Below are 20858 nucleotides of genomic sequence, written 5' to 3'. Positions count from 1 at the left end.
ATGGTTAAGCGAGGGCGTGGCTCACGTCCGGCGGCAGGCCACACGAGGTCGATGTCGGATTCCCGCCAGCCCCGGTCCACGCCGTATCGGATGCTGGACGTATGCAGAACGGGATGCACACCGACACGGAGCGCTGCGTACGCGCCGTCCAGTCCAAGGACGCGCGCTTCGACGGCTGGTTCTTCACGGCCGTCACGACCACCCGCATCTACTGCCGGCCGAGCTGCCCGGTCGTACCGCCCAAGCCGGAGAACATGACGTTCTACCCGAGCGCGGCGGCCTGCCAGCAGGCGGGTTTCCGGGCTTGCAAGCGCTGCCGTCCCGACACCAGCCCCGGCTCCCCGGAGTGGAACCAGCGGGCCGACCTGGTGGCCCGCGCGATGCGCCTGATCGCCGACGGCACCGTGGACCGCGAGGGCGTCCCCGGTCTCGCCGCCCGCCTCGGCTACAGCACCCGGCAGATCGAACGCCAGCTCCTCGCCGAACTCGGCGCGGGCCCCCTCGCCCTGGCCCGCGCCCAACGCGCCCAGACGGCAAGGCTGTTGATCGAGACGACCGCGCTCCCGATGGCGGAGATCGCCTTCGCCGCCGGCTTCTCCTCGATCCGCACCTTCAACGACACCGTGCGCGAGGTCTTCGCCCTCTCCCCGAGCGAACTGCGCACCAGGCGCCCGAGGACGACCGTCCTCACCCCCGGCACCCTCACCCTCCGCCTGCCGTTCCGCGCCCCGCTCACCCCCGACAACCTCTTCGGCCACCTGGCGGCCACCGCCGTACCGGGCGTCGAGGAGTGGCGCGACGGCGCGTACCGCCGGACCCTCCGCCTCCCCTACGGCCACGGCATCGCCTCGCTCACCCCGAAGTCCGACCACATCGCCTGCCGCCTCACCCTCAGCGATCTGCGCGACCTGCCCGTGGCCATCAGCCGCTGCCGCCGCATGCTCGATCTGGACGCCGACCCGGTCGCGGTGGACGACCAGTTGCGCACGGATCCGGTGCTGGCGCCGCTGGTCGACAAGTCACCGGGCCGACGAGTCCCGCGCACGGTCGACGAGGCGGAGTTCGCCGTCCGGGCCGTCCTCGGCCAGCAGGTCTCCACGGCGGCGGCCCGCACCCACGCGGCCCGCCTGGTCACCGCCCACGGCGAACCGGTCGAGGACCCCGAGGGCGGCCTGACCCATCTGTTCCCGTCCCCGGAGGCCCTGGCGGCGGTGGCCCCGGACGCACTGGCGATGCCGCGGTCCCGCCGCACCACCTTCACCACCCTCGTCACCCAACTCGCCGACAGCACACTGCACTTGGGCGTGGAGAGCGACTGGGCGGACACTCGCGCCCGGCTCCTCTCCCTCCCCGGCTTCGGCCCCTGGACGGTCGACGTCATCGCCATGCGCGCCCTCGGCGACCCCGACGCCTTCCTCCCCACCGACCTCGGAATCCGCCGCGCCGCCCAGGAGTTGGGCCTCCCCTCGACCCCGGCCGCCCTCACCGCACGGGCGGCGGCCTGGCGGCCGTGGCGGGCCTACGCGGTCCAGTACCTGTGGGCGACGGACACCCACCCGATCAACTTCCTCCCCGTATAAGGGAATCGCAGAAGACGCGAGGATTGCGGACACACCATGAAGCACCACACGCTGATCGACAGCCCGTACGGCCCGCTGACCCTCGTCGCCGACGACGACGGCACCCTCAGCGGCCTCTACATGACCGACCAACGCCACCGCCCTCCGGAGGAGAACTTCGGCACCCCGGACGACACGCCCTTCGCCGAGGCGACCGCCCAACTACAGGCCTATTTCGAGGGCGAGTTGAAGGAGTTCACCCTCGAACTGCGCCTGCACGGAACCGAGTTCCAGCGCACAGTCTGGGACCAGCTCCGCCGCATCCCCTACGGCGAGACCCGCTCCTACGGCGACCTCGCCGACGCCCTCGGCAACCCGGGCGCCTCCCGCGCGGTCGGCCTCGCCAACGGCAAGAACCCCATCGGGATCATCGTCCCCTGCCACCGCGTGGTCGGCGCGAACGGCGGTCTCACGGGCTACGGCGGCGGCCTCGACCGCAAGCAGCGGCTGCTGGACTTCGAGAGCGGGGCAGCGCTTTTCTAGGCGGGCACCAGGGTGCGCAGCAGCTTCGGCAGCGCGGTGCCGATCGGTTCCCGTACGACCTCGTCGGCGCGGTCGTCGTAGGGCGTGGGCTCGGCGTTGACGATGACCAGCCGGGCCCCGTGGTCGGCGGCGACGCCGGCGAGTCCGGCGGCGGGCTGCACCTGGAGGCTGCTGCCGACGGCGATGAACACCTGACAGGCCTTGGTGATGGCGACGGCCTCGCCGAGGACGACGGGGTCGAGCCGCTCACCGAAGAAGACGGTCGCCGACTTCAGGATCCCACCGCAGACCAGACAGGCGGGATCGTCCTCACCGGCCTCCACCCGGGCGAGGGCGTCCGCCATCGGTCCGCGCACCTGACACCCGGTGCAGATGAACTCCCGTGCGGTGCCGTGCAGTTCGAGCACCTTGCGGGCGGGCAGCCCGGCGAGCTGGTGCAGCCCGTCGACGTTCTGCGTGATGACCCGCACCGGCACACCGGACCGCTCCAGCTCGACGACGGCCCGGTGCGCTGCGTTGGGCTCGGCCTGGAGTGTGCGGTTCCTGCGCCGCAGCTGCCAGGACTGCCGCCGGATCTCCGGGTCGCCCATGTAGTAGTCGTAGGTCACGAGCTTCTCGGCTTCGGGATCCTTCCGCCACACCCCGTTCGGCCCGCGGTAGTCGGGGATCCCGGAGTCGGTGGAGATGCCGGCGCCGCTGAGAAGGGCGACAAGGGGCTTGCTCATGCAGCCGAGGGTAGGTCGGCGAGGCCGGGGCGGCGAGCGGATATCGCGGTGCCGGCACCCGGTGTTACCGTCCGGCCCATGGCCAAGGTAACCGTTTCGCTCGACGCGGCACTCGTCGTGGAAGTCATGGTGCTGGCGGGCGTGGGCAACCCGCAGGACGCCGTCGAACTCGTCGTCCGCGACTACATCCAACGCGGCCACCGCACGGAGGCCCGGGCCGAGGCCCGCGACGACGCGCTGCGCGAGGTGGATGTCAGACCCCGGGACGTGGAGGGCTGAGCGGCACACCTGCCCGTCCGGCCCGCCTCGTCACCCCACCCGCCGCCCGTTCTCCAGTTCCGCCGTCCCCGATCCCTCCTCCAGCACATCGAGCGCGGCCAGGACCCGGAGTCCCAGCGAACCCCTTAGGTACTCGGTGAGTTCCTCCCGCGGGACGAGGCGCCAGGACAGCAGTTCCTCCTCCTGGAGTCGGATCGACTTGAGGTCGTTCTCGGTGAGGACTCCGCCGTCGTAGAGGTAGGCCACCAGTGGCTGCCGGCCCGCCCAGTGGACCCAGTCGACGGCGAGGAGCCGGCCGAGTGCGATGTCGAGGCCGATCTCCTCCAACGTCTCGCGGCGCGCGCCCTGGCGCGGTGTCTCGCCGTCGTCCGACTCGATCGTGCCGCCCGGAAGGGCCCAGCCCTCACGGTAGTTGGGCTCGACGAGCAGGACGCGCCCCTCGGTGTCCCGGAACAGGGCGGCGGCCCCGGCGAAGATGCGCGGGAGGCTCGCGAGATAGGCGTCGAAGTCTGGCGTGGTGGTCATTCAGGAAGGGTAACCAGACGGCGCGGCCGCTTCCGCGGCCGGGAACCCCGCCGGCTCGCGGGAGACCGTCCTCGACTGTGCCCGCGGCCTCATCGCCCGGGACGGTCTAGGCGTCGGCCTCCGCCAACCGCACGGTCCGCTCCGCCAGTTCGCTGATCCGCACTCCGTCGAAACCGAACACCGCACTGCGCACGGTGTCCTCCAGCGGGTCCTTCCACTGCCCCGGGATCGCGTCCGCGCCGGTCAGCACCCCGGCGACCGAACCGGCCGTCGCGCCGTTCGAGTCGGTGTCGAGGCCGCCGCGCACGGTGAGCGTGATGGTGCGGGTGAAGTCGCCGTCGCCGTACAGGAGTCCGGCCGTGAGGACGGCCGCGTTCGGGATCGTGTGGATCCAGCCGAGCCCCGCCGTCTCCTCGGACACCGTGGTCAGCGTGTCCTCCCAGGTCATCCGGGTCTCGTGCAGGGTGAGCACCCGGCGCACGGTGCGGGCGAGGCGGCAGCCCGGCGGGATCACGGTCAGCGCCGTGTCCAGCGCGTGCCGCACGGTCGGCGCGGTGAACGCCGCCGCGATCAGGGCGGCGGCCCACATCGCGCCGTAGACACCGTTCCCGGAATGGGACAACACGGCGTCCCGGCGGGCCAGTTGGGCCGCCCGGCGCGGCACGCCCGGGCTGGTCCAGCCGTAGATGTCGGCGCGGATCAGGGCGCCGATCCACTCCTGGTAGGGGTTGTCGTACGTCGCCGTGAGCGGTGGTTTGAGGCCGGCCGCGAGATTGCGGTAGGCGGCCCGTTCGGCGGTGAACGTCTGCAGATACGGCAGCCGCAGCAGCCACAGCTCGCCGACCTGCTCGGTGCTGAAGCCGAAGCCGTGGGTCTCCAGGAGGTCGAGGCCGAGGATGGCGTAGTCGACGTCGTCGTCACGGCAACTGCCGTGGATACGGCCGCGCACGCAGCGCTGCCACTCGGGCCGCAGCTCGAAGCCGTCGTCCTCGCCGGCCGGCTCCGGCAGATAGTCGGTCAGCGGCAGGGCGGCGGCCCGCCGCAGATAGCGGTCGATGCGGTCGCGCGTCCACAGGTCGCCCTGCTCGACCGGCTTGCCGAGCATGTTGCCCGCGATCCGGCCCAGCCAGGCCCCGAGGATACGGTCCGCGAGCGCCGGGTCGGTGCCCACAGGGGTCATGTCTCCGGTGTACCCGATTCCGGGCCCGGCTGCGGCACGGGGGTGCTGGGGCTTGTTACGAAAGTCCCGTCGTCCGTGCGGGCGGGCAGCCCACGCCCGCCGCGGAAGCGGCCGGTGTCGCAGTGGGTGCGTGCTCTCGCCGTGCCGGGCGTCGCGGGCCGGACAGCGGCACAGAGGGTGCTCAGCCCGGTCCCAGGCTTCGGTCGGGGCATGACGGCGGGGGCGTCCGCCGGTTAAGGTCGCAGCGGCGCGACTGGCCCTGAAGTGTGTGGGGGCCCGTAGAGCAAGGGGATCGCAAGGTGGTGGACGCTGCGCGGAGGGGCACCCACAGGGTGCTCATCGCCGCGGACAAGTTCAAGGGGTCGCTGACGGCCGTACAGGTCGCCGAGCGGGTGACGGCCGGGCTGCGCCGGGTCGTACCGGAGCTGGAGGTCGCGGCGATGCCGGTCGCCGACGGCGGCGACGGCACGGTGGACGCGGCCGTCGCGGCCGGGTTCGAGCGACGGGAGGCCCGGGTCGCGGGTCCGCTCGGCGACGAGGTCACCGCGGCCTTCGCGGTACGCGGCGACACGGCCGTCGTGGAGATGGCCGAGGCGAGCGGTCTGCAACGACTGCCCAAGGGCGTCTTCGCCCCGCTCACCTCCTCGACGTACGGCTCCGGCGAGCTGCTGCGGGCCGCCCTGGACGCGCGTGCCCGCACGATCGTGTTCGGCGTCGGCGGCAGTGCCACGACGGACGGCGGCGCGGGGATGCTGTCCGCGCTCGGCGCCCGCTTCCTGGACGCGGACGGCGAACCGGTGCCCCCGGGCGGCGGCGGCCTGATCGACCTGGCCTCCGCCGACCTCTCCGGCCTCGACCCGCGCCTCGCCTCCGTCGACCTCGTCCTCGCCAGCGACGTCGACAACCCGCTCACCGGACCCAAGGGCGCCCCCGCGGTCTACGGCCCCCAGAAGGGCGCCGCACCGGACGACGTGGACGCCCTCGACGCCGCCCTCGGCCACTACGCGAAGGTCCTGGAGGAGACGATCGGCGCCCAGGCCGCCGAGTACGCCGCCGCCCCCGGCGCCGGCGCGGCGGGCGGCATCGGCTACGGCGCGCTGCTCCTCGGCGCCCGCTTCCGCCCCGGCATCGAGGTCATGCTCGACGTCCTGGGCTTCGCCTCCGCGCTGGAGGGCGCCACGCTGGTCATCACCGGCGAGGGCTCCCTCGACGAGCAGACCCTGCACGGCAAGGCCCCGGCCGGTGTCGCCGCGGCGGCCCGTGCGGAGGGCAAGGAGGTCGTCGCCGTCTGCGGCCGCCTCGCCCTGCCCCCGCAGGACCTCGGCCACGCCGGCATCCGCCGCGCGTACCCGCTCACCTCGGTCGAACCGGACGTCGTCAAGTGCATCGCGGACGCGGGACCGATCCTGGAGCGGGTGGCGGAGCACATCGCCCGCGACTTCCTGGTCTGAGTCGGTCCCGCCCGAGGAACGCCGAAGGGCCCCGAGCCAAGTGGCTCGGGGCCCTTCGTTCTGTCTAACAGGACCGCTACGACCGCTACGACTGCGCTGCTCGCGCCTCGCGCCGGTTGTCGCGGAAGTTGTTCACCCGGCGGGCCGTGGCGAACAGCGGGATGACCGCGCCGGTCACCAGCTGGAGCGCGCAGCCGGTCTGGAGGAGCAACTGGCCGCCCGGGGCGTCGAAGGCCCAGGCCGCCAGGAGGCCCACCCCGAGCACGATCCAGGACAGCATCGCCACCGCGAGGCGGCCCCGAGGCTTCGGGTACTCGACCCGGCTCACCATCAGCCAGGCGGTGCCCAGGATCGCCAGGAGCGTCGCCACGAAGGGCAGCTCCAGGAGCACGATCGAGACCACCGTCAGGGCGCCGAACGGGGAGGGCATGCCCTGGAACATGCCGTTCGGCGGGGTCACGCAGGAGAAGCGCGCCAGTCTCAGCACCACCGCCAGCAGCACCACGATCGCGCCGACCGCGGCCACTCTCTGGTGCGCGTCGTCCGCGACCATGCCGTAGACGAGGACGAAGTACGCCGGTGCGAGGCCGAAGCTGATCAGGTCCGACAGGTTGTCCAGCTCGGCGCCCATGGGGGAGGAGCGCAGCTTGCGGGCGACGAGGCCGTCGAAGAGGTCGAAGACCGCCGCGCACAGCATCAGGATGACCGCGGTGGCCGCGCTGTGGCGGGCCATGCCGGTCGACTCGTCGTTGCCCGTCAGGTGCGGGATCAGGATGCCGGTGGTGGTGAAGTACACCGCCATGAAGCCGCAGGTGGCGTTGCCGAGGGTGAGGGTGTCCGCTATTGAGAGGCGGAGAGAAAGAGGCATCTCCTCCTCGTCGTCCACCTCGTCGGCCTCGGGCACCCAGCCCGCCTGGGTCTCCGGATCAATCACGGTCAATGCGAGTCACCCCAGCCACCGTCTTCTGGCCGACCTCCACGTCCACCTCGACACCCTCGGGGAGGTAGATGTCGACGCGCGAACCGAAGCGGATCAGACCGATGCGCTCGCCCTGCTCGACCTTCGTGCCCTGCGGGACGTAGGGGACGATGCGGCGGGCGACGGCGCCGGCGATCTGGATCATCTCGATGTCACCGAGCTCGGTGTCGAAGTGCCAGACGACCCGCTCGTTGTTCTCGCTCTCCTTGTTGAACGCGGGAACGAAACCGCCCGGGATGTGCTCGACCGACGTCACCGTGCCGGAGAGCGGCGCGCGGTTGACGTGGACGTTCAGCGGGCTCATGAAGATGGCGACGCGGGTGCGACCGTCCTTCCACGGCATGATGCTCTGCACCACACCGTCGGCGGGCGAGATGACCCGGCCCCGGGTGATCTCGCGCTCGGGGTCGCGGAAGAACCACAGCATGCCCGCCGCGAGCGCGGTGGCGGGTACGGCCACGGCCTTGGCGGCGCCGGACTTGCGCGCGCGGACCAGGCTGAGGGCTGCGGTGGCGACGGTCGGCAGGAGCCACGGCGATGCTCCGCGCGCGAGGCGTACGCCTGCCAGGCTGTCGCGTGGTGCAGAGGTTTGGCTGTGGGGCATGGATGACCTTCGTAGCGGATGATGCCGCACTGTAACGGGGGACGGCGGCTTTCCCGGGATCGTACCGGTCGTGGGCCACAACTGGCTAAGCCAGTAAGTCGAGTCGGCGGCCGAAGCACGTTGACGGGGTGTGATCTTCTTCTCGAAGAAAACACCCCGAAACGGACAATCAGCCCTGGAATCGATACTCTTCGAGCAACCTGCGCCCGATGATCATCTTCTGGATCTCGGCGGTACCTTCGCCGATCAACAGCATCGGCGCCTCGCGGTAAAGGCGTTCGATCTCGTACTCCTTGGAGAAGCCGTACCCGCCGTGGATCCGGAAGGCGTCCTCCACGACCTCCTTGCAGTACTCGGAGGCGAGGTACTTCGCCATCCCTGCCTCAAGGTCGTTTCGTTCCCCGGAGTCCTTTTTGCGTGCCGCATTGACCATCATCGCATGGGCGGCCTCGACCTTGGTAGCCATCTCCGCCAGCTTGAACTGGATCGCCTGGTGCTGGGCGATCGGCTTGCCGAACGTGTGGCGCTGCTGCGCGTAGGAGACTCCCAGTTCGAAGGCACGCTGAGCGACGCCGCAGCCACGCGCCGCCACATTCACGCGGCCGACCTCGACTCCGTCCATCATTTGGTAAAAACCTCGGCCGGTCTCGCCGCCGAGTACGCGATCGGCCGGAATGCGCAGACCGTCCATGATCAACTCGGTGGTGTCGACGCCCTTGTAGCCCATCTTGTCGATCTTCCCGGGGATGGTGAGTCCGGGCCGGACCTCACCGAAGCCGGGCTCCTTCTCGACCAGGAAGGTCGTCATCGACTTGTGGGGCGCGGTGCCCTCCGGGTGTCCCTCGTCACTGCGCACCAGGACGGCCACGAGCGACGACGTACCGCCGTTCGTCAGCCACATCTTCTGACCGTTCAGGACGTACTCGTCGCCGTCCTTGACCGCCTTCGACGTGATCGCCGAGACGTCCGAACCCAGCGCCGGCTCCGACATCGAGAACGCGCCCCGGATGTCACCGGCCGCCATGCGCGGCAGGAAGTGGTCCTTCTGCTCCTGCGTGCCGTGCTGCTTGAGCATGTAGGCGACGATGAAGTGGGTGTTGATGATCCCGGACACCGACATCCAGCCGCGCGCGATCTCCTCCACGCACAGGGCGTACGTCAGCAGCGACTCGCCCAGGCCGCCGTACTCCTCCGGGATCATCAGACCGAAGAGGCCCAACTCCTTGAGGCCGTCGACGATCGCTTGCGGATACTCGTCGCGGTGCTCCAGCTCGGTGGCGACCGGGATGATCTCCTTGTCCACGAAGTCGCGGACGGTGGAGAGGATCTCCCGCTGGATGTCGGTGAGACCGGCGGTCTGGGCGAGTCGCGCCATGGCTACTTCTCCGTCTGCTTCAGCTGGGGGCGGCCGGGCTGCTCGCCGCCGCGCTCCTTGATGTACGTCTCGGTCGGCACCATCACCTTGCGGCGGAACACGCAGACCAGCGTGCCGTCCTGCTTGTAGCCCTTGGTCTCGACATAGACGATTCCGCGGTCGCTCTTCGACTTCGACGGCGTCTTGTCGAGGACTGTCGTCTCGCCGTAGATCGTGTCCCCGTGGAAGGTCGGCGCCACGTGCTTGAGCGACTCGATCTCCAGGTTGGCGATCGCCTTGCCCGACACGTCCGGCACCGACATGCCGAGGAGCAGCGAGTAGATGTAGTTGCCGACCACCACGTTCTTGCCGAAGTCCGTGGTGTTCTCGGCGTAGTTGGCGTCCATGTGGAGCGGGTGGTGGTTCATCGTCAGGAGACAGAAGAGGTGGTCGTCGTACTCCGTGACCGTCTTCCCGGGCCAGTGCTTGTAGACCGCGCCGACCTCGAACTCCTCGTAGGTGCGTCCGAACTGCATGGTGCTCAGGCCTCCGGGGCTTCGAACTTGGACGTGCGCTCCATGCCGGCGGCCCGGCCCTTGCCCGAGATGACCAGCGCCATCTTGCGGCTGGCCTCGTCGATCATCTCGTCGCCGAGCATCGCCGAGCCCTTCTTGCCGCCGGCCTCGGACGTGTAGTAGTCGTACGCGTCCAGGATCAACTCGGCGTGGTCGAAGTCTTCTTGAGACGGCGAGAAGATCTCGTTGGACGCCTCGACCTGGCCCGGGTGCAGCACCCACTTGCCGTCGAAGCCGAGCGCGGCGGCCCGCTGGGCGACCGCGCGGTAGCCGTCGATGTTGCGGATCTGGAGGTAGGGGCCGTCGATCGCCTGGAGGTTGTTGGCGCGGGCGGCCATCAGGATCTTCATCAGGATGTAGTGGTAGGCGTCCGCCGGGTAGCCGGGCGGCTGTTCGCCCACGACAAGGGACTTCATGTTGATCGACGCCATGAAGTCGGCCGGGCCGAAGATGATCGTCTCGACGCGCTGGGAGGCCGTCGCGATCTCGTTGACGTTGTTGAGGCCCTGGGCGTTCTCGATCTGCGCCTCGATGCCGATCTTGCCGACCTCGAAGCCCATCGTCTTCTCGATCTGCGTCAGCAGCAGGTCCAGGGCGACGACCTGCTGGGCCGTCTGCACCTTCGGCAGCATGATGCAGTCCAGGTTCTGGCCCGCGCCCTCGACCACGGTCACGACATCGCGGTACGTCCACTCGGTCGTCCAGTCGTTGACGCGCACGACGCGCGTCTTGCCCGTCCAGTCGCCCTCGTTGAGGAACTTGACGATGGTGTGCCGCGCCTCGGGCTTGGCCAGCGGCGCGCACGCGTCCTCCAGGTCGAGGAAGACCTGGTCGGCCGGGAGGCCCTGCGCCTTCTCCAGGAAGCGCGGGTTGCTCCCGGGGACCGCGAGACAGGAGCGTCGCGGACGGAGCCGGTTCACGGGGGCGGGCGTGGTCATGCGGGGACCTCCAGGGGGTCGAGCTTGTTCGCTTTCCGGATCTCGTCGACGATGCGGCCGATGATTCCGGTGATGTCGAAGTCCTTCGGGGTGAAGACCGCGGCCACCCCCGCAGCTCTGAGCTGCTCGGCGTCGCCATTGGGGATGATCCCACCGGCGATGACAGGTATGTCTGTGGCACCGGCCACACGGAGCCGTTCGAGCACGTCCGGCACCAGTTGGGCGTGCGAGCCGGACAGGATCGACAGGCCGACCGCGTGCACGTCCTCCGCGAGGGCGGCGTCCACGATCTGCTCCGGGGTCAGCCGGATGCCCTGGTAGACCACCTCGAAGCCGGCGTCACGCGCGCGTACGGCGATCTGCTCGGCCCCGTTGGAGTGCCCGTCCAGGCCCGGCTTGCCGACCAGGAAGCGCAGCTTGCCGACGCCCATCTCCCGCGCCGTCACCTCCACCTTGCGGCGCACCTCGGCCATCGCCGAGCCCTCCTCGGCGGGCACCGCGACCGGCGCCGACGAGACGCCCGTGGGCGCCCGGAACTCGCCGAACACCTCGCGCAGCGCCCCGGCCCACTCACCGGTGGTGACACCGGCGCGGGCGCACTCCAGGGTGGCCTCCATGAGGTTGTCGGTGCCCTTGGCGGCCTCCTTCAGCCGCTCCAGCGCCTTGCACGGGCGCGGGTGGTTGAACGGCGGCTGGTAGCGCGTGTCCCGCCACCTCTGCAACGACTCGATGACCCGCGCCTCGACGGCCGGGTCGACCGTCTGGATCGCCGTGTCGAGGTCGGCTGTCAGGGGGTTGGGCTCGGTCGTGTTGTAGATGTTGACGCCGACGATCTTCTCCTGACCGGACTCGATACGGCCCCGGCGCTCCGCGTGCGAGGAGACGAGCTGCGACTTGAGGTAGCCGGACTCGACGGCGGCCATCGCGCCGCCCATCTCCTGGATGCGGTCGATCTCGGCGAGGGACTCCTCGACCAGGGCGGCCACCTTCGCCTCGATGACGTGCGAGCCGTCGAAGATGTCCGCGTACTCCAGCAGGTCGCTCTCGTGCGCCAGCACCTGCTGGATACGCAGCGACCACTGCTGGTCCCAGGGCCGGGGGAGCCCCAACGCCTCGTTCCACGCCGGGAGTTGGACGGCACGCGCGCGTGCGTCCTTCGACAGCGTCACGGCCAGCATCTCCAGCACGATCCGCTGGACGTTGTTCTCCGGCTGCGCCTCCGTCAGCCCCAGGGAGTTGACCTGGACGCCGTAGCGGAAGCGGCGCTGCTTCGGGTTCTCGATGCCGTAGCGCTCGCGCGTGATCTTGTCCCAGATGCGGCCGAACGCCCGCATCTTGCACATCTCCTCGATGAAGCGGACGCCCGCGTTCACGAAGAAGGAGATACGGGCGACGACATCGCCCTTGCGGTCCTCGGGGATCTGGCCGGACGCGAACACTGCGTCCAGGACGGCGATCGCGGTGGACATCGCGTACGCGATCTCCTGGACCGGCGTGGCCCCGGCCTCCTGCAAGTGGTAGCTGCAGATGTTGATCGGGTTCCACTTGGGGATGTGGTTGACCGTGTAGCAGATCATGTCCGTCGTCAGCCGGAGCGAGGGCACCGGCGGGAACACGTGCGTGCCCCGCGACAGGTACTCCTTGACGATGTCGTTCTGGGTCGTCCCCTGGAGCTGGGTGATGTCGACGCCCTGCTCCTCGGCGACGACCTGATAGAGCGCCAGCAGCCACATGGCGGTGGCGTTGATCGTCATCGAGGTGTTCATCTGGTCCAGGGGGATGTCCTGGAACAGCCGCCGCATGTCGCCGACATGGGCCACCGGCACACCGACCCGACCGACCTCGCCGCGGGCGAGGATGTGGTCGGAGTCGTAACCGGTCTGCGTCGGCAGGTCGAAAGCGACCGACAGCCCGGTCTGGCCCTTGTCGAGGTTGCGCCGGTACAGCTCGTTGGACGCCTCTGCCGTGGAGTGACCGGCGTAGGTACGCATGAGCCACGGCCGGTCCTTCTGACGCTCAGTCATCTACGTGACCTCAGATGTTCCGGAAGCGGTTGATGGCGTCGATGTGCTGGGCGCGCTTCTCCTCGTCGCGCACACCGAGACCTTCCTCGGGGGCGAGGCACAGGACGCCGACCTTGCCCTGGTGGAGGTTGCGGTGGACGTCGTAGGCGGCCTGCCCGGTCTCCTCCAGGGAGTACACCTTGGAGAGCGTCGGGTGGATCTTGCCCTTGGCGACCAGCCGGTTGGCCTCCCAGGCCTCGCGGTAGTTGGCGAAGTGCGAGCCGATGATCCGCTTCAGGGACATCCACAGGTAGCGGTTGTCGTACTCGTGGTTGAACCCGGAGGTCGATGCACAGGTGACGATCGTGCCGCCCTTGCGGGTGACGTAGACGCTGGCGCCGAAGGTCTCGCGGCCGGGGTGCTCGAAGACGATGTCGACGTCCTCGCCACCGGTGAGTTCACGGATGCGCTTGCCGAACCGCTTCCACTCGCGCGGGTCCTGGTTGTGCTCGTCCTTCCAGAACTTGTAGTCCTCGGCGGTGCGGTCGATGATCGCCTCCGCGCCCATCGCCCGGCAGATGTCGGCCTTCTGGGGGGAGGACACGACACAGATGGGGTTGGCGCCGCCCGCGAGCGCGAACTGTGTGGCGTACGAGCCGAGTCCGCCGCTCGCGCCCCAGATCAGGACGTTGTCGCCCTGCTTCATGCCGGCGCCGTTGCGGGAGACCAGCTGGCGGTATGCGGTGGAGTTGACGAGCCCGGGAGCGGCCGCCTCCTCCCACGAGAGGTGGTCCGGCTTCGGCATCAGCTGGTTGGACTTGACGAGCGCGATCTCGGCGAGCCCGCCGAAGTTGGTCTCGAAGCCCCAGATCCGCTGCTCGGGGTCGAGCATCGTGTCGTTGTGCCCGTCGGAGGACTCCAGCTCGACGGAGAGGCAGTGCGCGACGACCTCGTCGCCGGGCTTCCAGGCGTTGACACCCGGGCCGGTACGCAGGACCACGCCCGCGAGGTCGGAACCGATGACGTGGTACGGCAGGTCGTGCCGCTTGGTCAGCTCGCTGAGCTTGCCGTAGCGCTCCAGGAAGCCGAACGTCGACAGCGGCTCGAAGATCGAGGTCCAGACCGAGTTGTAGTTGACACTCGATGCCATGACGGCCACCAGGGCCTCGCCCGGGCCGAGTTCCGGCACCGGGACGTCGTCCAGGTGGATCGACTTGCGGGGGTCCTTGTCGCGGGTGGTGAGGCCCGCGAACATGTCCGTCTCGTCCTTGTGCACGGTGATCGCGCGGTACGACTCGGGGAGCGGCAGGGCGGCGAAGTCGGCCGGAGTCGAGTCCGGCGACTGGATCGCGGCGAGGATGTCCTTCACGGTCACGGTGTTGCCTCCGGCGAAGAGCGCCCTGAGGGAGGGGCGCTGACGGTTGCGTCGGTGCTGCTGCTGAGGGTGGTGGAAGAGGTGCCGTCGGTTCGGCGGGGGTGGAGCTTCGGCAGCGCTTTGTGGCGCGGGAGGGTGCCTGTGACGCAGGCGTCCGGGCGCGCAGCCCAGTGGTGGGTTGCGGGGACAGCCGACGTACGAAAGGTCTCTGCACGCCGGCCGCCCGGACAACTTCAAGGTATGACACTGCGTGTCACCTCGCAAGGCACCGAGTGCCATGAATCGCTCTCAGGTGAAATCTTTACGTAACAAATGAGCGATGATCGATCGAACGAGGTCTGAAAGCTGCGCGAAAAGGGCCTCTGACATGCCAAAACGGCCACCCCGAAGGGTGGCCGTCATCACACGGGGGCGGGGGCTCAGCGGTCCCGCAGAGCCTCCTCGATGGTCCGCATGACCTCGTCCAGCGGGGCGTCGGTGCGGGCGACCGTCACCAGCACCTCGCCGTTCTGGTGGAGTGCGGCGGTGGCCGGCTTGGGGGTCGTGGTGCGGCCGGCGCCGATGCCGGTGCCGAACGTCTTGCGGACGATCCCGAAGGCGTGGTCGAGCTGGGCCTCCACGTCCCCCTGGCCGCCTGCCCGGAGCCAGCGCCGTAGGACGTGGTTGTGGGCGGTGACCACGGCCGAGGCGGCTACCTCGGCGAGCAGCGGGTCGTCGTTGGCGTCGTCGTCGTGCGCGTGCTCGTCGAAGTGGCCCAGCAGATAGCGCGTGAACAGCCGCTCGTAGCGGGCCACCGACGCGATCTCGGCCTCGCGCAGGGTGGGCACCTCGCGCGTCAGCTTGTAGCGGGCGACCGAGATCTCCGGCCGCGCCGCGTACATCCGCATGACTTCCTTGATGCCCCGGCACACCGTGTCGAGCGGGTGCTCGTGCGCGGGGGCGGCGTTGAGCACCGCCTCGGCCCGGATCAACGTGTCGTCGTGGTCCGGGAAGATCGCCTCTTCCTTGGAGCGGAAGTGGCGGAAGAACGTCCGGCGCGCGACCCCGGCCGCGGCCGCGATCTCGTCGACGGTGGTCGCCTCGTACCCCTTCGTCGCGAACAGCTCCATCGCGGCCGCCGCCAGTTCGCGCCGCATCTTGAGGCGCTGGGCGGCGGCGCGACTGCCCGCGGCACTTTCCGGTGCGTCGGGCGTGGCCGGTGTACGTGAGGGCTTGGCGGGCTGGGGCATGACCCGAACGTACTGCATGTGCGCAGCGTGCCGTGCACGTCGGGGGTTTCCCCCGCCCTCCGCGGGCACGGGTCCTCCGGTGGGATCGAGGAGCCCGCCCCAGTCCCCGTCGGCCTCGAACCAGTCGCCGGGACGCTCAGCGGCGGGCATATTCGCGGAAGCCGCGGCCCGTCTTGCGGCCGAGGCAGCCCGCGGCCACCAGGTGCTCCAGAAGCGGTGCCGGAGCCAGGCCGGGGTCGCGGAACTCGCGGTGCAGGACCTTCTCGATCGCCAGGGACACATCGAGCCCGACGACGTCCAGCAACTCGAAGGGGCCCATCGGGTAGCCGCCGCCCAGCTTCATCGCCGCGTCGATGTCGTCGAGGGACGCGTAGTGCTCCTGCACCATCTTGATCGCGTTGTTGAGATACGGGAACAGCAGGGCGTTGACGATGAATCCGGCCCGGTCGCCGCAGTCCACGGCATGCTTCTTGATCTTGACGCAGACCTCGTGGACCGTTGCGTGGACATCGGCGTCCGTCAGCACCGTACGGACGACCTCGACCAGCTTCATCGCCGGCGCGGGGTTGAAGAAGTGCATGCCGATCACGTCCTGTGGACGCGAGGTGGCGCGGGCGCACGCGACGACGGGCAGCGACGAGGTCGTGGTGGCCAGCACCGCGCCCGGCTTGCAGACCTTGTCCAGCGTCGCGAACAACTGCTGCTTGATCCCCAGGTCCTCGGCGACCGCCTCGACGGCCAGGTCGACGTCGGCGAACGCGTCGTAGGAACCGGCAGGAGTGATCCGCTCCAGGGTCTGCGCGGCGGCCTCGGCGGTCATCCGCCCCCGGTCGACGGAGCGTGAAAGCGACTTGCCGATACGGGACTTGGCGAACTGCGCCTTCTCCTCGCTGCGGGCGGCGAGCACCACGTCGTACCCGGCCTTGGCGAAGACCTCGGCGATACCGGACGCCATGGTCCCCGAACCGGCCACACCGACGGAGCGGACGGTACGGCCCGGAGTGAGCCGCCCGCCCTCCGGCGGGGTCAGCGCGTCCCGCACGACCGTCGCGCTGCCGGGAGCCTCGTAGGAGTAGAAGCCGCGGCCCGCCTTGCGGCCGGTCAGGCCCGCCTCGCTGAGCTGCTTCAGGATCGGCGCGGGAGCGTGCAGACGGTCGTGGGACTCGGCGTACATGGCCTCCAGGACCGTGCGCGCGGTGTCGACGCCGATCAGGTCGAGCAGGGCGAGCGGGCCCATGGGCAGTCCGCAGCCGAGCCGCATCGCGGCGTCGATGTCCTCGCGGGAGGCGTACTTCGCCTCGTACATCGCGGCCGCCTGGTTGAGGTAGCCGAACAGCAGCCCGTCCGCGACGAACCCGGGCCGGTCGCCGACCGCGACGGGCTCCTTGCCCAGCTCGATCGCGAGATCGGTGACCGCGGCGACGGCGGCGGGCGCGGTCAGCACCGAGGAGACCACCTCGACCAGCTTCATCGCGGGCGCCGGGTTGAAGAAGTGCAGCCCGAGCACCCGCTCCGGCCGCGCCGAGTCGGCGGCGAGCCGGGTGACGGACAGGGCGTTCGTGCCGGTCGCCAGAATCGTCTCGGGGCGCACGATCCCGTCCAGCTCACGGAAGATCTGGTGCTTGATCTCGTACGACTCCGGGACCACCTCGATGACCAGGTCGGCGTCGGCGGCGGCCCGCAGATCGGTGGAGGTGCGGACCCGGGCCAGGGCGTCGGCGCGCTCCTGCCCGGTGAGCCGGCCGCGCTCGACGGCACGGGCGGTCGCGGTCTCCAGGGCGGCGACGGCCTGGGCGGTCGCGGCCTCGCTGACGTCGATGCCGACGACCTCGCGGCCGGCCCGGGCTAGGACCTCGGCGATACCGGTGCCCATCGTGCCGAGACCGACGACGGCGATGGTCGTGAACGGGGACAGGGGGGCGTCGGACAGGGGAGCTGCCATCGCGGGACTCCTGGAATGAGGGTGACGACTGGGAGCGCACTCCGTACGCCGAGGGGCGCACGGAGTGCGAGAAGGAGTGCGGGTGGTGCCGGGCAACAAGCGCACACGCCCGGCGAGATGAGAGGTGAGGTCCGACCGGCCCTGTCCCAGGCCGTGTCGTACTGCGGCACACAAGGTGCCGAACCGACTGCACTCACGGTGGCTGCGTCACCAGGCCACCGCAAGGAGGGTGCGAGTGGGTAACTCGCTCGTCTGAGCTTAACCGGTGGGTAACGAGCACGCCAGCCCCCGAGTTTGTGATGTAGGTCCCGGGTTCCCGGCGACCCCCTTAGGCTCGGCCTCATGGACGAAGAGTTGCGATCACTCACGGAGCGCTTACGGCAGGAGTCGGGTGGGGCGGCGCTCTACGAGCACCTCGTGGCGACCGGAGACCTCGACGAACTGGCGGACGTGCTCACGGCCGTGGGGCAGCCGCTCTGGGCCCGGGAGTTGGCCGCGTTCCGGCTCGGCCTCGCGGGCGACCGGCGCGCCTTCGAGTCCCTCGTCCTGTTCCTCAACCACCGTGAGCCGCCGCGCTGCGCCTCCGCCGCGTACGCCCTGGCCCGCCTCGACGACCCCCGCACCGCCCGCGCGGCAGCCGCCCTCGCCACCAACGAACTCCGCGTCGCCTACGCCCTGCACCCCGTCAGGCTGCTGGCCGACCTGCGCGCCCCCGAGTCCGTCCCCGCCCTCATCACCACCCTGGAGCGGCGCCTGCGCCCCCACGACCCGTACCGCCGCGTGGCCCTCGCCTGCGTGGACGGTCTCGGCGAACTCGGCGACGCCCGCGCCCGACCGGTCCTGAACGACGCCCTCGCGCACCCGACGCTCGCGGAGGCGGCGGTACGGGCGCTGGGCCGGATTCCACGGCAACGCTGAGACGCACAACTCCCTTCCTCAGTACGGGAGTTCCCTGACGTACCGCACTTCGGGAACCGTCATCCCGTCCACCTCGTACGGCTCCTCGGCGCCGTCCGCGTGGAAGCCCGCCCGCTCGTAGAAGCGGCGGGCGCGGGCGTTGCCGCGGACCACCCACAGGTAGACGCGGTCGTGGCCGAGGGCCGCGCACTGCCGTAGGGCCTCCAGCATCAGGGCCCGGCCGGCGCCGGTGCCCAGGTGCTCGGGGTCGAGGTAGATGGCGTACAACTCGGCGTCCTCGGTGCGGAGTTCACCGTCCCGGTAGGGCCCGAACGCGGCCCAGCCGACGATCTCCTCGCCCCGTGCGGCGACCAGGTTCACCACGCTGCCGTCGCCCCGCGCGAAGCGGGCCCGGCGGCGCTCGGCGTCGGCCTTCGCGCTGAGCGCGTCGAGGAAGGGCTGCGGCATGAGACCCCGGTACGCGAACCGCCAGCCGAGGATGCGGATCTCGGAGACGCGGTCGCAGTCGGCGAGGGCCATCGGGCGGATCCGCAGGGGCTCGTCGTCGTCCATGGCGGCACCCTAGGGAGTCGAGGCCCCGCTCGGCGCCCGATTATTCGCCGACGATCGCGAACGCCTCGATCTCCATCAGGAACTCCGGCCGGACCAGCGCGGCGACCTGCACGGCGGACGCGGCGGGCAGCCGGTCGTCGGGTATGTGGGCGGCGCGGGCCGCGCGGATCGCCGGCATGTGGGCCATGTCCGTGACGAAGAAGGTGAGTTTGACCACGTCGTCGAACGTGGCGCCGGCGGCGGCCAGGCAGCGGCGGAGGTTCTCGAAGACCTGGCGGGCCTGGGCCGCCGCATCGCCCTCGCCGACGAGCCTGCCGTCCTCGTCCAGGGCGAGCTGGCCGGAGATCGCGACGAACCGGCCGGTGCCCATGACGACATGGGTGTAGGCAGCGGCGGGGGAGACGCCGTCGGGGGCGGGAATCCTGGTCAGCTCACTCATGCGTCCATGGTGGACCATGGGTCTGACAACGGGGATTCCCGCCCCCGAGGGGCCGGTGGTCGCTCAGGCCGTGTTCAGCCGCGGAAGCCGAGCAGCCCGTGCAGGGTCGAACCGTGTGCCGTGCTGGTCGCCGCCTTCGCCGTGGTCAGCGGTTTCGGGTCGGGCGTCTTCTGGCACACCGCGTCGACCTCGCCGCCACCGCGCGGCACCTTGCCGTTGGTCAGATACGTCGCCAGATACCTGTCCAGGCAGGCGTTCCCGCTCAGCGTGATGCCGTGGTTCCCGCCGCCCTGCTCGACCACGAAGCTTGAGTCGGCAAGGAGTTGGTGGACCGTGGCGCCGCCCTCGTACGGGGTCGCCGCGTCGTTCGTCGCCTGGAAGAGCAGCACCGGAGGCAGCTTGCCGTTGGCGATGTTGATCGGATGCTCGGACTCGGTCGGCCAGAACGCGCACGGCGCGTTGTACCAGGCGTTGTTCCAGACCATGAACGGCGCCTTCTCGTAGGCCGCCCAGTTGTCCTTGCGCCACTGGTTCCAGTCGCGCGGCCAGGCCGCGTCACGGCACTGCACCGACGTGTAGACGCTGTAACCGTTGTCCCCGGAGGCGTCGATCGCGGCGAAGTTGTCGTACGCCTCGACCAGCGGATCGGCGTTCTTGTCGTTCACGTACGCCGCGAACGCCTCGGCGAGATAGGGCCAGTAACCGTTGTAGTAACCGCCGGGGATGAAGGTGTCCTCCAGCTCGGAGGCCCCCACCTTGCCGCCGGCCGGCTTCTTGGCCAGCGCCGCCCGCATCGCGTACCACTTGGCCTCGATCCTGGCCGGGTCGGTGCCGAGCTTGTACGTGGAGTCGTACTTGGCGATCCACGCCATGAGCGCCTGCTGGCGGTCGTTGAAGGCGTAGTCCTGCCCGAGGTTGTCGTCGTACCAGACACCGGTGGGATCGACGATGGAGTCCAGGACCAGGCGGCGCACGCGCTCCGGGTAGAGCTTGGCGTACACGGCGCCCAGGTAGGTGCCGTACGAGTAACCGAAGTAGTTGATCTTCTTCGCGCCCAGTGCCTGCCGGATCGAGTCCATGTCCCGTACGGCGTTGATGGTGTCGATGTACGGCAGCACGCTCGCGTACTTCTTGCCGCAGGCGGCCGCGAAGGACTTCGCGCGCGTGAGGTTGGCCTTCTCCAGCGCAGGGGTGCTCGGCACGGAGTCGGGGCGGACCGGGTCGAAGTGACCGGGCTCGCAGTCGAGGGCGGGGGTGCTCTTGCCGACCCCGCGCGGGTCGAAGCCGATGACGTCGTACTGGGACGCCACCGCCTTGGGCAGCGAGGACGCGACGAAGCCCGCGAGGGTCAGTCCGCTGCCGCCGGGGCCGCCGGGGTTGACCAACAGCGGGCCCTGGTACGTCTTCGCGGTGTGCGGGACCCGGGACAGGGCGAGCGTGATCTGCTTGCCGTGCGGGTTCGCGTGGTCGAGCGGCACCTTGACGCTCGCGCACTGGAGCGTCGGATAGTCGGTGGTGGCGCAGGCCTTCCAGGTGGGCTTCGCGGCCTGAACGGTGGTCGCGGCGGGGTGCGCGGTGCTCGCGTCGGCGGGGAGAGCGGTGACCGTCCCGGCCACGACGACGGCGGCACCGCACAGTACGGCTGCGCGTTTTCTCATGAGGTCCTCCCAGGACGGAGGGGCAGCGGG

Annotated in this window: 20 protein-coding genes; 5 read left to right on the top strand and 15 right to left on the bottom strand. The window is 70.1% G+C overall.

Annotation, left to right across the window (positions count from 1 at the left end; all coding sequences use genetic code 11):
• The first annotated feature begins 113 nt into the window (after positions 1-113).
• Both AB0M63_RS06570 and AB0M63_RS06565 read left to right on the top strand, forming a co-directional pair.
• Complete coding sequence (locus AB0M63_RS06570) at positions 114-1580, top strand: AlkA N-terminal domain-containing protein (RefSeq protein WP_366018627.1); 1467 nt, start codon at positions 114-116, stop codon at positions 1578-1580.
• Between the two features lie 36 nt (positions 1581-1616).
• Positions 1617-2102 carry a methylated-DNA--[protein]-cysteine S-methyltransferase gene (locus AB0M63_RS06565; protein ID WP_366018626.1) on the top strand — a complete coding sequence of 162 codons (486 nt, stop codon included), beginning with the start codon at positions 1617-1619 and terminating at the stop codon, positions 2100-2102.
• On the opposite strand, the gene AB0M63_RS06560 is transcribed toward AB0M63_RS06565, so the two are convergent.
• On the bottom strand, positions 2099-2827 hold the full coding sequence (locus AB0M63_RS06560; RefSeq protein WP_366018625.1) for a Sir2 family NAD-dependent protein deacetylase: 729 nt from the start codon (positions 2825-2827) through the stop codon (positions 2099-2101). The genes AB0M63_RS06565 and AB0M63_RS06560 overlap by 4 nt on opposite strands.
• A 78-nt stretch (positions 2828-2905) precedes the next feature.
• On the opposite strand from AB0M63_RS06560, the gene AB0M63_RS06555 reads away from it, so the two are divergent.
• Positions 2906-3106: a DUF2191 domain-containing protein gene (locus AB0M63_RS06555; protein WP_355906843.1), complete on the top strand. Its 201-nt coding sequence runs from the start codon at positions 2906-2908 to the stop codon at positions 3104-3106.
• Between the two features lie 30 nt (positions 3107-3136).
• Here the strand turns inward: AB0M63_RS06555 and AB0M63_RS06550 are convergent, their stop codons facing one another.
• Together AB0M63_RS06550 and AB0M63_RS06545 are read right to left on the bottom strand one after the other, a co-directional pair.
• Complete coding sequence (locus AB0M63_RS06550) at positions 3137-3631, bottom strand: NUDIX hydrolase (protein WP_355906840.1); 495 nt, start codon at positions 3629-3631, stop codon at positions 3137-3139.
• A 106-nt stretch (positions 3632-3737) separates the two neighbouring features.
• A complete protein-coding gene (locus tag AB0M63_RS06545; RefSeq protein ID WP_366018624.1) occupies positions 3738-4811 on the bottom strand; it encodes an ADP-ribosylglycohydrolase family protein in 1074 nt (357 codons plus the stop codon).
• A gap of 332 nt (positions 4812-5143) precedes the next feature.
• On the opposite strand from AB0M63_RS06545, the gene AB0M63_RS06540 reads away from it, so the two are divergent.
• Complete coding sequence (locus tag AB0M63_RS06540; RefSeq protein WP_366018623.1) at positions 5144-6262, top strand: glycerate kinase; 1119 nt, start codon at positions 5144-5146, stop codon at positions 6260-6262.
• A gap of 85 nt (positions 6263-6347) precedes the next feature.
• Here AB0M63_RS06540 and pssA read toward each other — a convergent pair whose 3' ends face one another.
• From pssA to AB0M63_RS06495, 9 genes are all read right to left on the bottom strand, one after another.
• On the bottom strand, positions 6348-7166 hold the full coding sequence (pssA, locus tag AB0M63_RS06535; RefSeq protein ID WP_355907413.1) for a CDP-diacylglycerol--serine O-phosphatidyltransferase: 819 nt from the start codon (positions 7164-7166) through the stop codon (positions 6348-6350).
• Positions 7167-7188: 22 nt separating this feature from the next.
• Positions 7189-7845: a phosphatidylserine decarboxylase gene (locus tag AB0M63_RS06530; RefSeq protein ID WP_200711547.1), complete on the bottom strand. Its 657-nt coding sequence runs from the start codon at positions 7843-7845 to the stop codon at positions 7189-7191.
• A gap of 169 nt (positions 7846-8014) precedes the next feature.
• Positions 8015-9220: an acyl-CoA dehydrogenase family protein gene (locus tag AB0M63_RS06525; protein WP_355906832.1), complete on the bottom strand. Its 1206-nt coding sequence runs from the start codon at positions 9218-9220 to the stop codon at positions 8015-8017.
• 2 nt (positions 9221-9222) lie between these two features.
• The gene (locus AB0M63_RS06520; protein WP_366018622.1) at positions 9223-9735 is read right to left on the bottom strand and encodes a MaoC family dehydratase; all 513 of its coding nucleotides are present in this window, start codon (positions 9733-9735) and stop codon (positions 9223-9225) included.
• 5 nt (positions 9736-9740) lie between these two features.
• The gene (locus tag AB0M63_RS06515) at positions 9741-10712 is read right to left on the bottom strand and encodes a CoA ester lyase (RefSeq protein ID WP_317772595.1); all 972 of its coding nucleotides are present in this window, start codon (positions 10710-10712) and stop codon (positions 9741-9743) included.
• Entirely contained in the window at positions 10709-12736 is a 2028-nt protein-coding gene (locus AB0M63_RS06510; protein ID WP_366018621.1) for a protein meaA, read from the bottom strand. Before AB0M63_RS06510 ends, AB0M63_RS06515 begins: the two co-directional genes overlap by 4 nt.
• Positions 12737-12746: 10 nt before the next feature.
• Positions 12747-14084, bottom strand: coding sequence for a crotonyl-CoA carboxylase/reductase (gene ccrA, locus AB0M63_RS06505; RefSeq protein ID WP_355907410.1), 1338 nt, complete (start codon positions 14082-14084; stop codon positions 12747-12749).
• Between the two features lie 425 nt (positions 14085-14509).
• Positions 14510-15337 (bottom strand): TetR family transcriptional regulator, encoded by an 828-nt coding sequence (locus AB0M63_RS06500; protein WP_355906825.1) that lies wholly within the window; start codon positions 15335-15337, stop codon positions 14510-14512.
• A gap of 118 nt (positions 15338-15455) precedes the next feature.
• Positions 15456-17261 carry a 3-hydroxybutyryl-CoA dehydrogenase gene (locus AB0M63_RS06495; RefSeq protein ID WP_355906822.1) on the bottom strand — a complete coding sequence of 602 codons (1806 nt, stop codon included), beginning with the start codon at positions 17259-17261 and terminating at the stop codon, positions 15456-15458.
• A 342-nt stretch (positions 17262-17603) separates the two neighbouring features.
• On the opposite strand from AB0M63_RS06495, the gene AB0M63_RS06490 reads away from it, so the two are divergent.
• Complete coding sequence (locus AB0M63_RS06490; RefSeq protein ID WP_366018620.1) at positions 17604-18179, top strand: adenylosuccinate lyase; 576 nt, start codon at positions 17604-17606, stop codon at positions 18177-18179.
• An 18-nt stretch (positions 18180-18197) separates the two neighbouring features.
• Here the strand turns inward: AB0M63_RS06490 and AB0M63_RS06485 are convergent, their stop codons facing one another.
• From AB0M63_RS06485 to AB0M63_RS06475, 3 genes are all read right to left on the bottom strand, one after another.
• Entirely contained in the window at positions 18198-18731 is a 534-nt protein-coding gene (locus AB0M63_RS06485; protein WP_366018619.1) for a GNAT family N-acetyltransferase, read from the bottom strand.
• A 40-nt stretch (positions 18732-18771) separates the two neighbouring features.
• Complete coding sequence (locus AB0M63_RS06480; RefSeq protein WP_355906814.1) at positions 18772-19170, bottom strand: RidA family protein; 399 nt, start codon at positions 19168-19170, stop codon at positions 18772-18774.
• 74 nt (positions 19171-19244) lie between these two features.
• On the bottom strand, positions 19245-20828 hold the full coding sequence (locus tag AB0M63_RS06475) for an alpha/beta hydrolase (RefSeq protein ID WP_355906811.1): 1584 nt from the start codon (positions 20826-20828) through the stop codon (positions 19245-19247).
• Positions 20829-20858 lie beyond the last annotated feature (30 nt).

Source organism: Streptomyces sp. NPDC051576, assembly GCF_040681835.1.
Taxonomy (GTDB): domain Bacteria; phylum Actinomycetota; class Actinomycetes; order Streptomycetales; family Streptomycetaceae; genus Streptomyces.
Note: the sequence above shows the minus strand (reverse complement) of the source record. Positions and strands in the feature narration are given on the sequence as shown.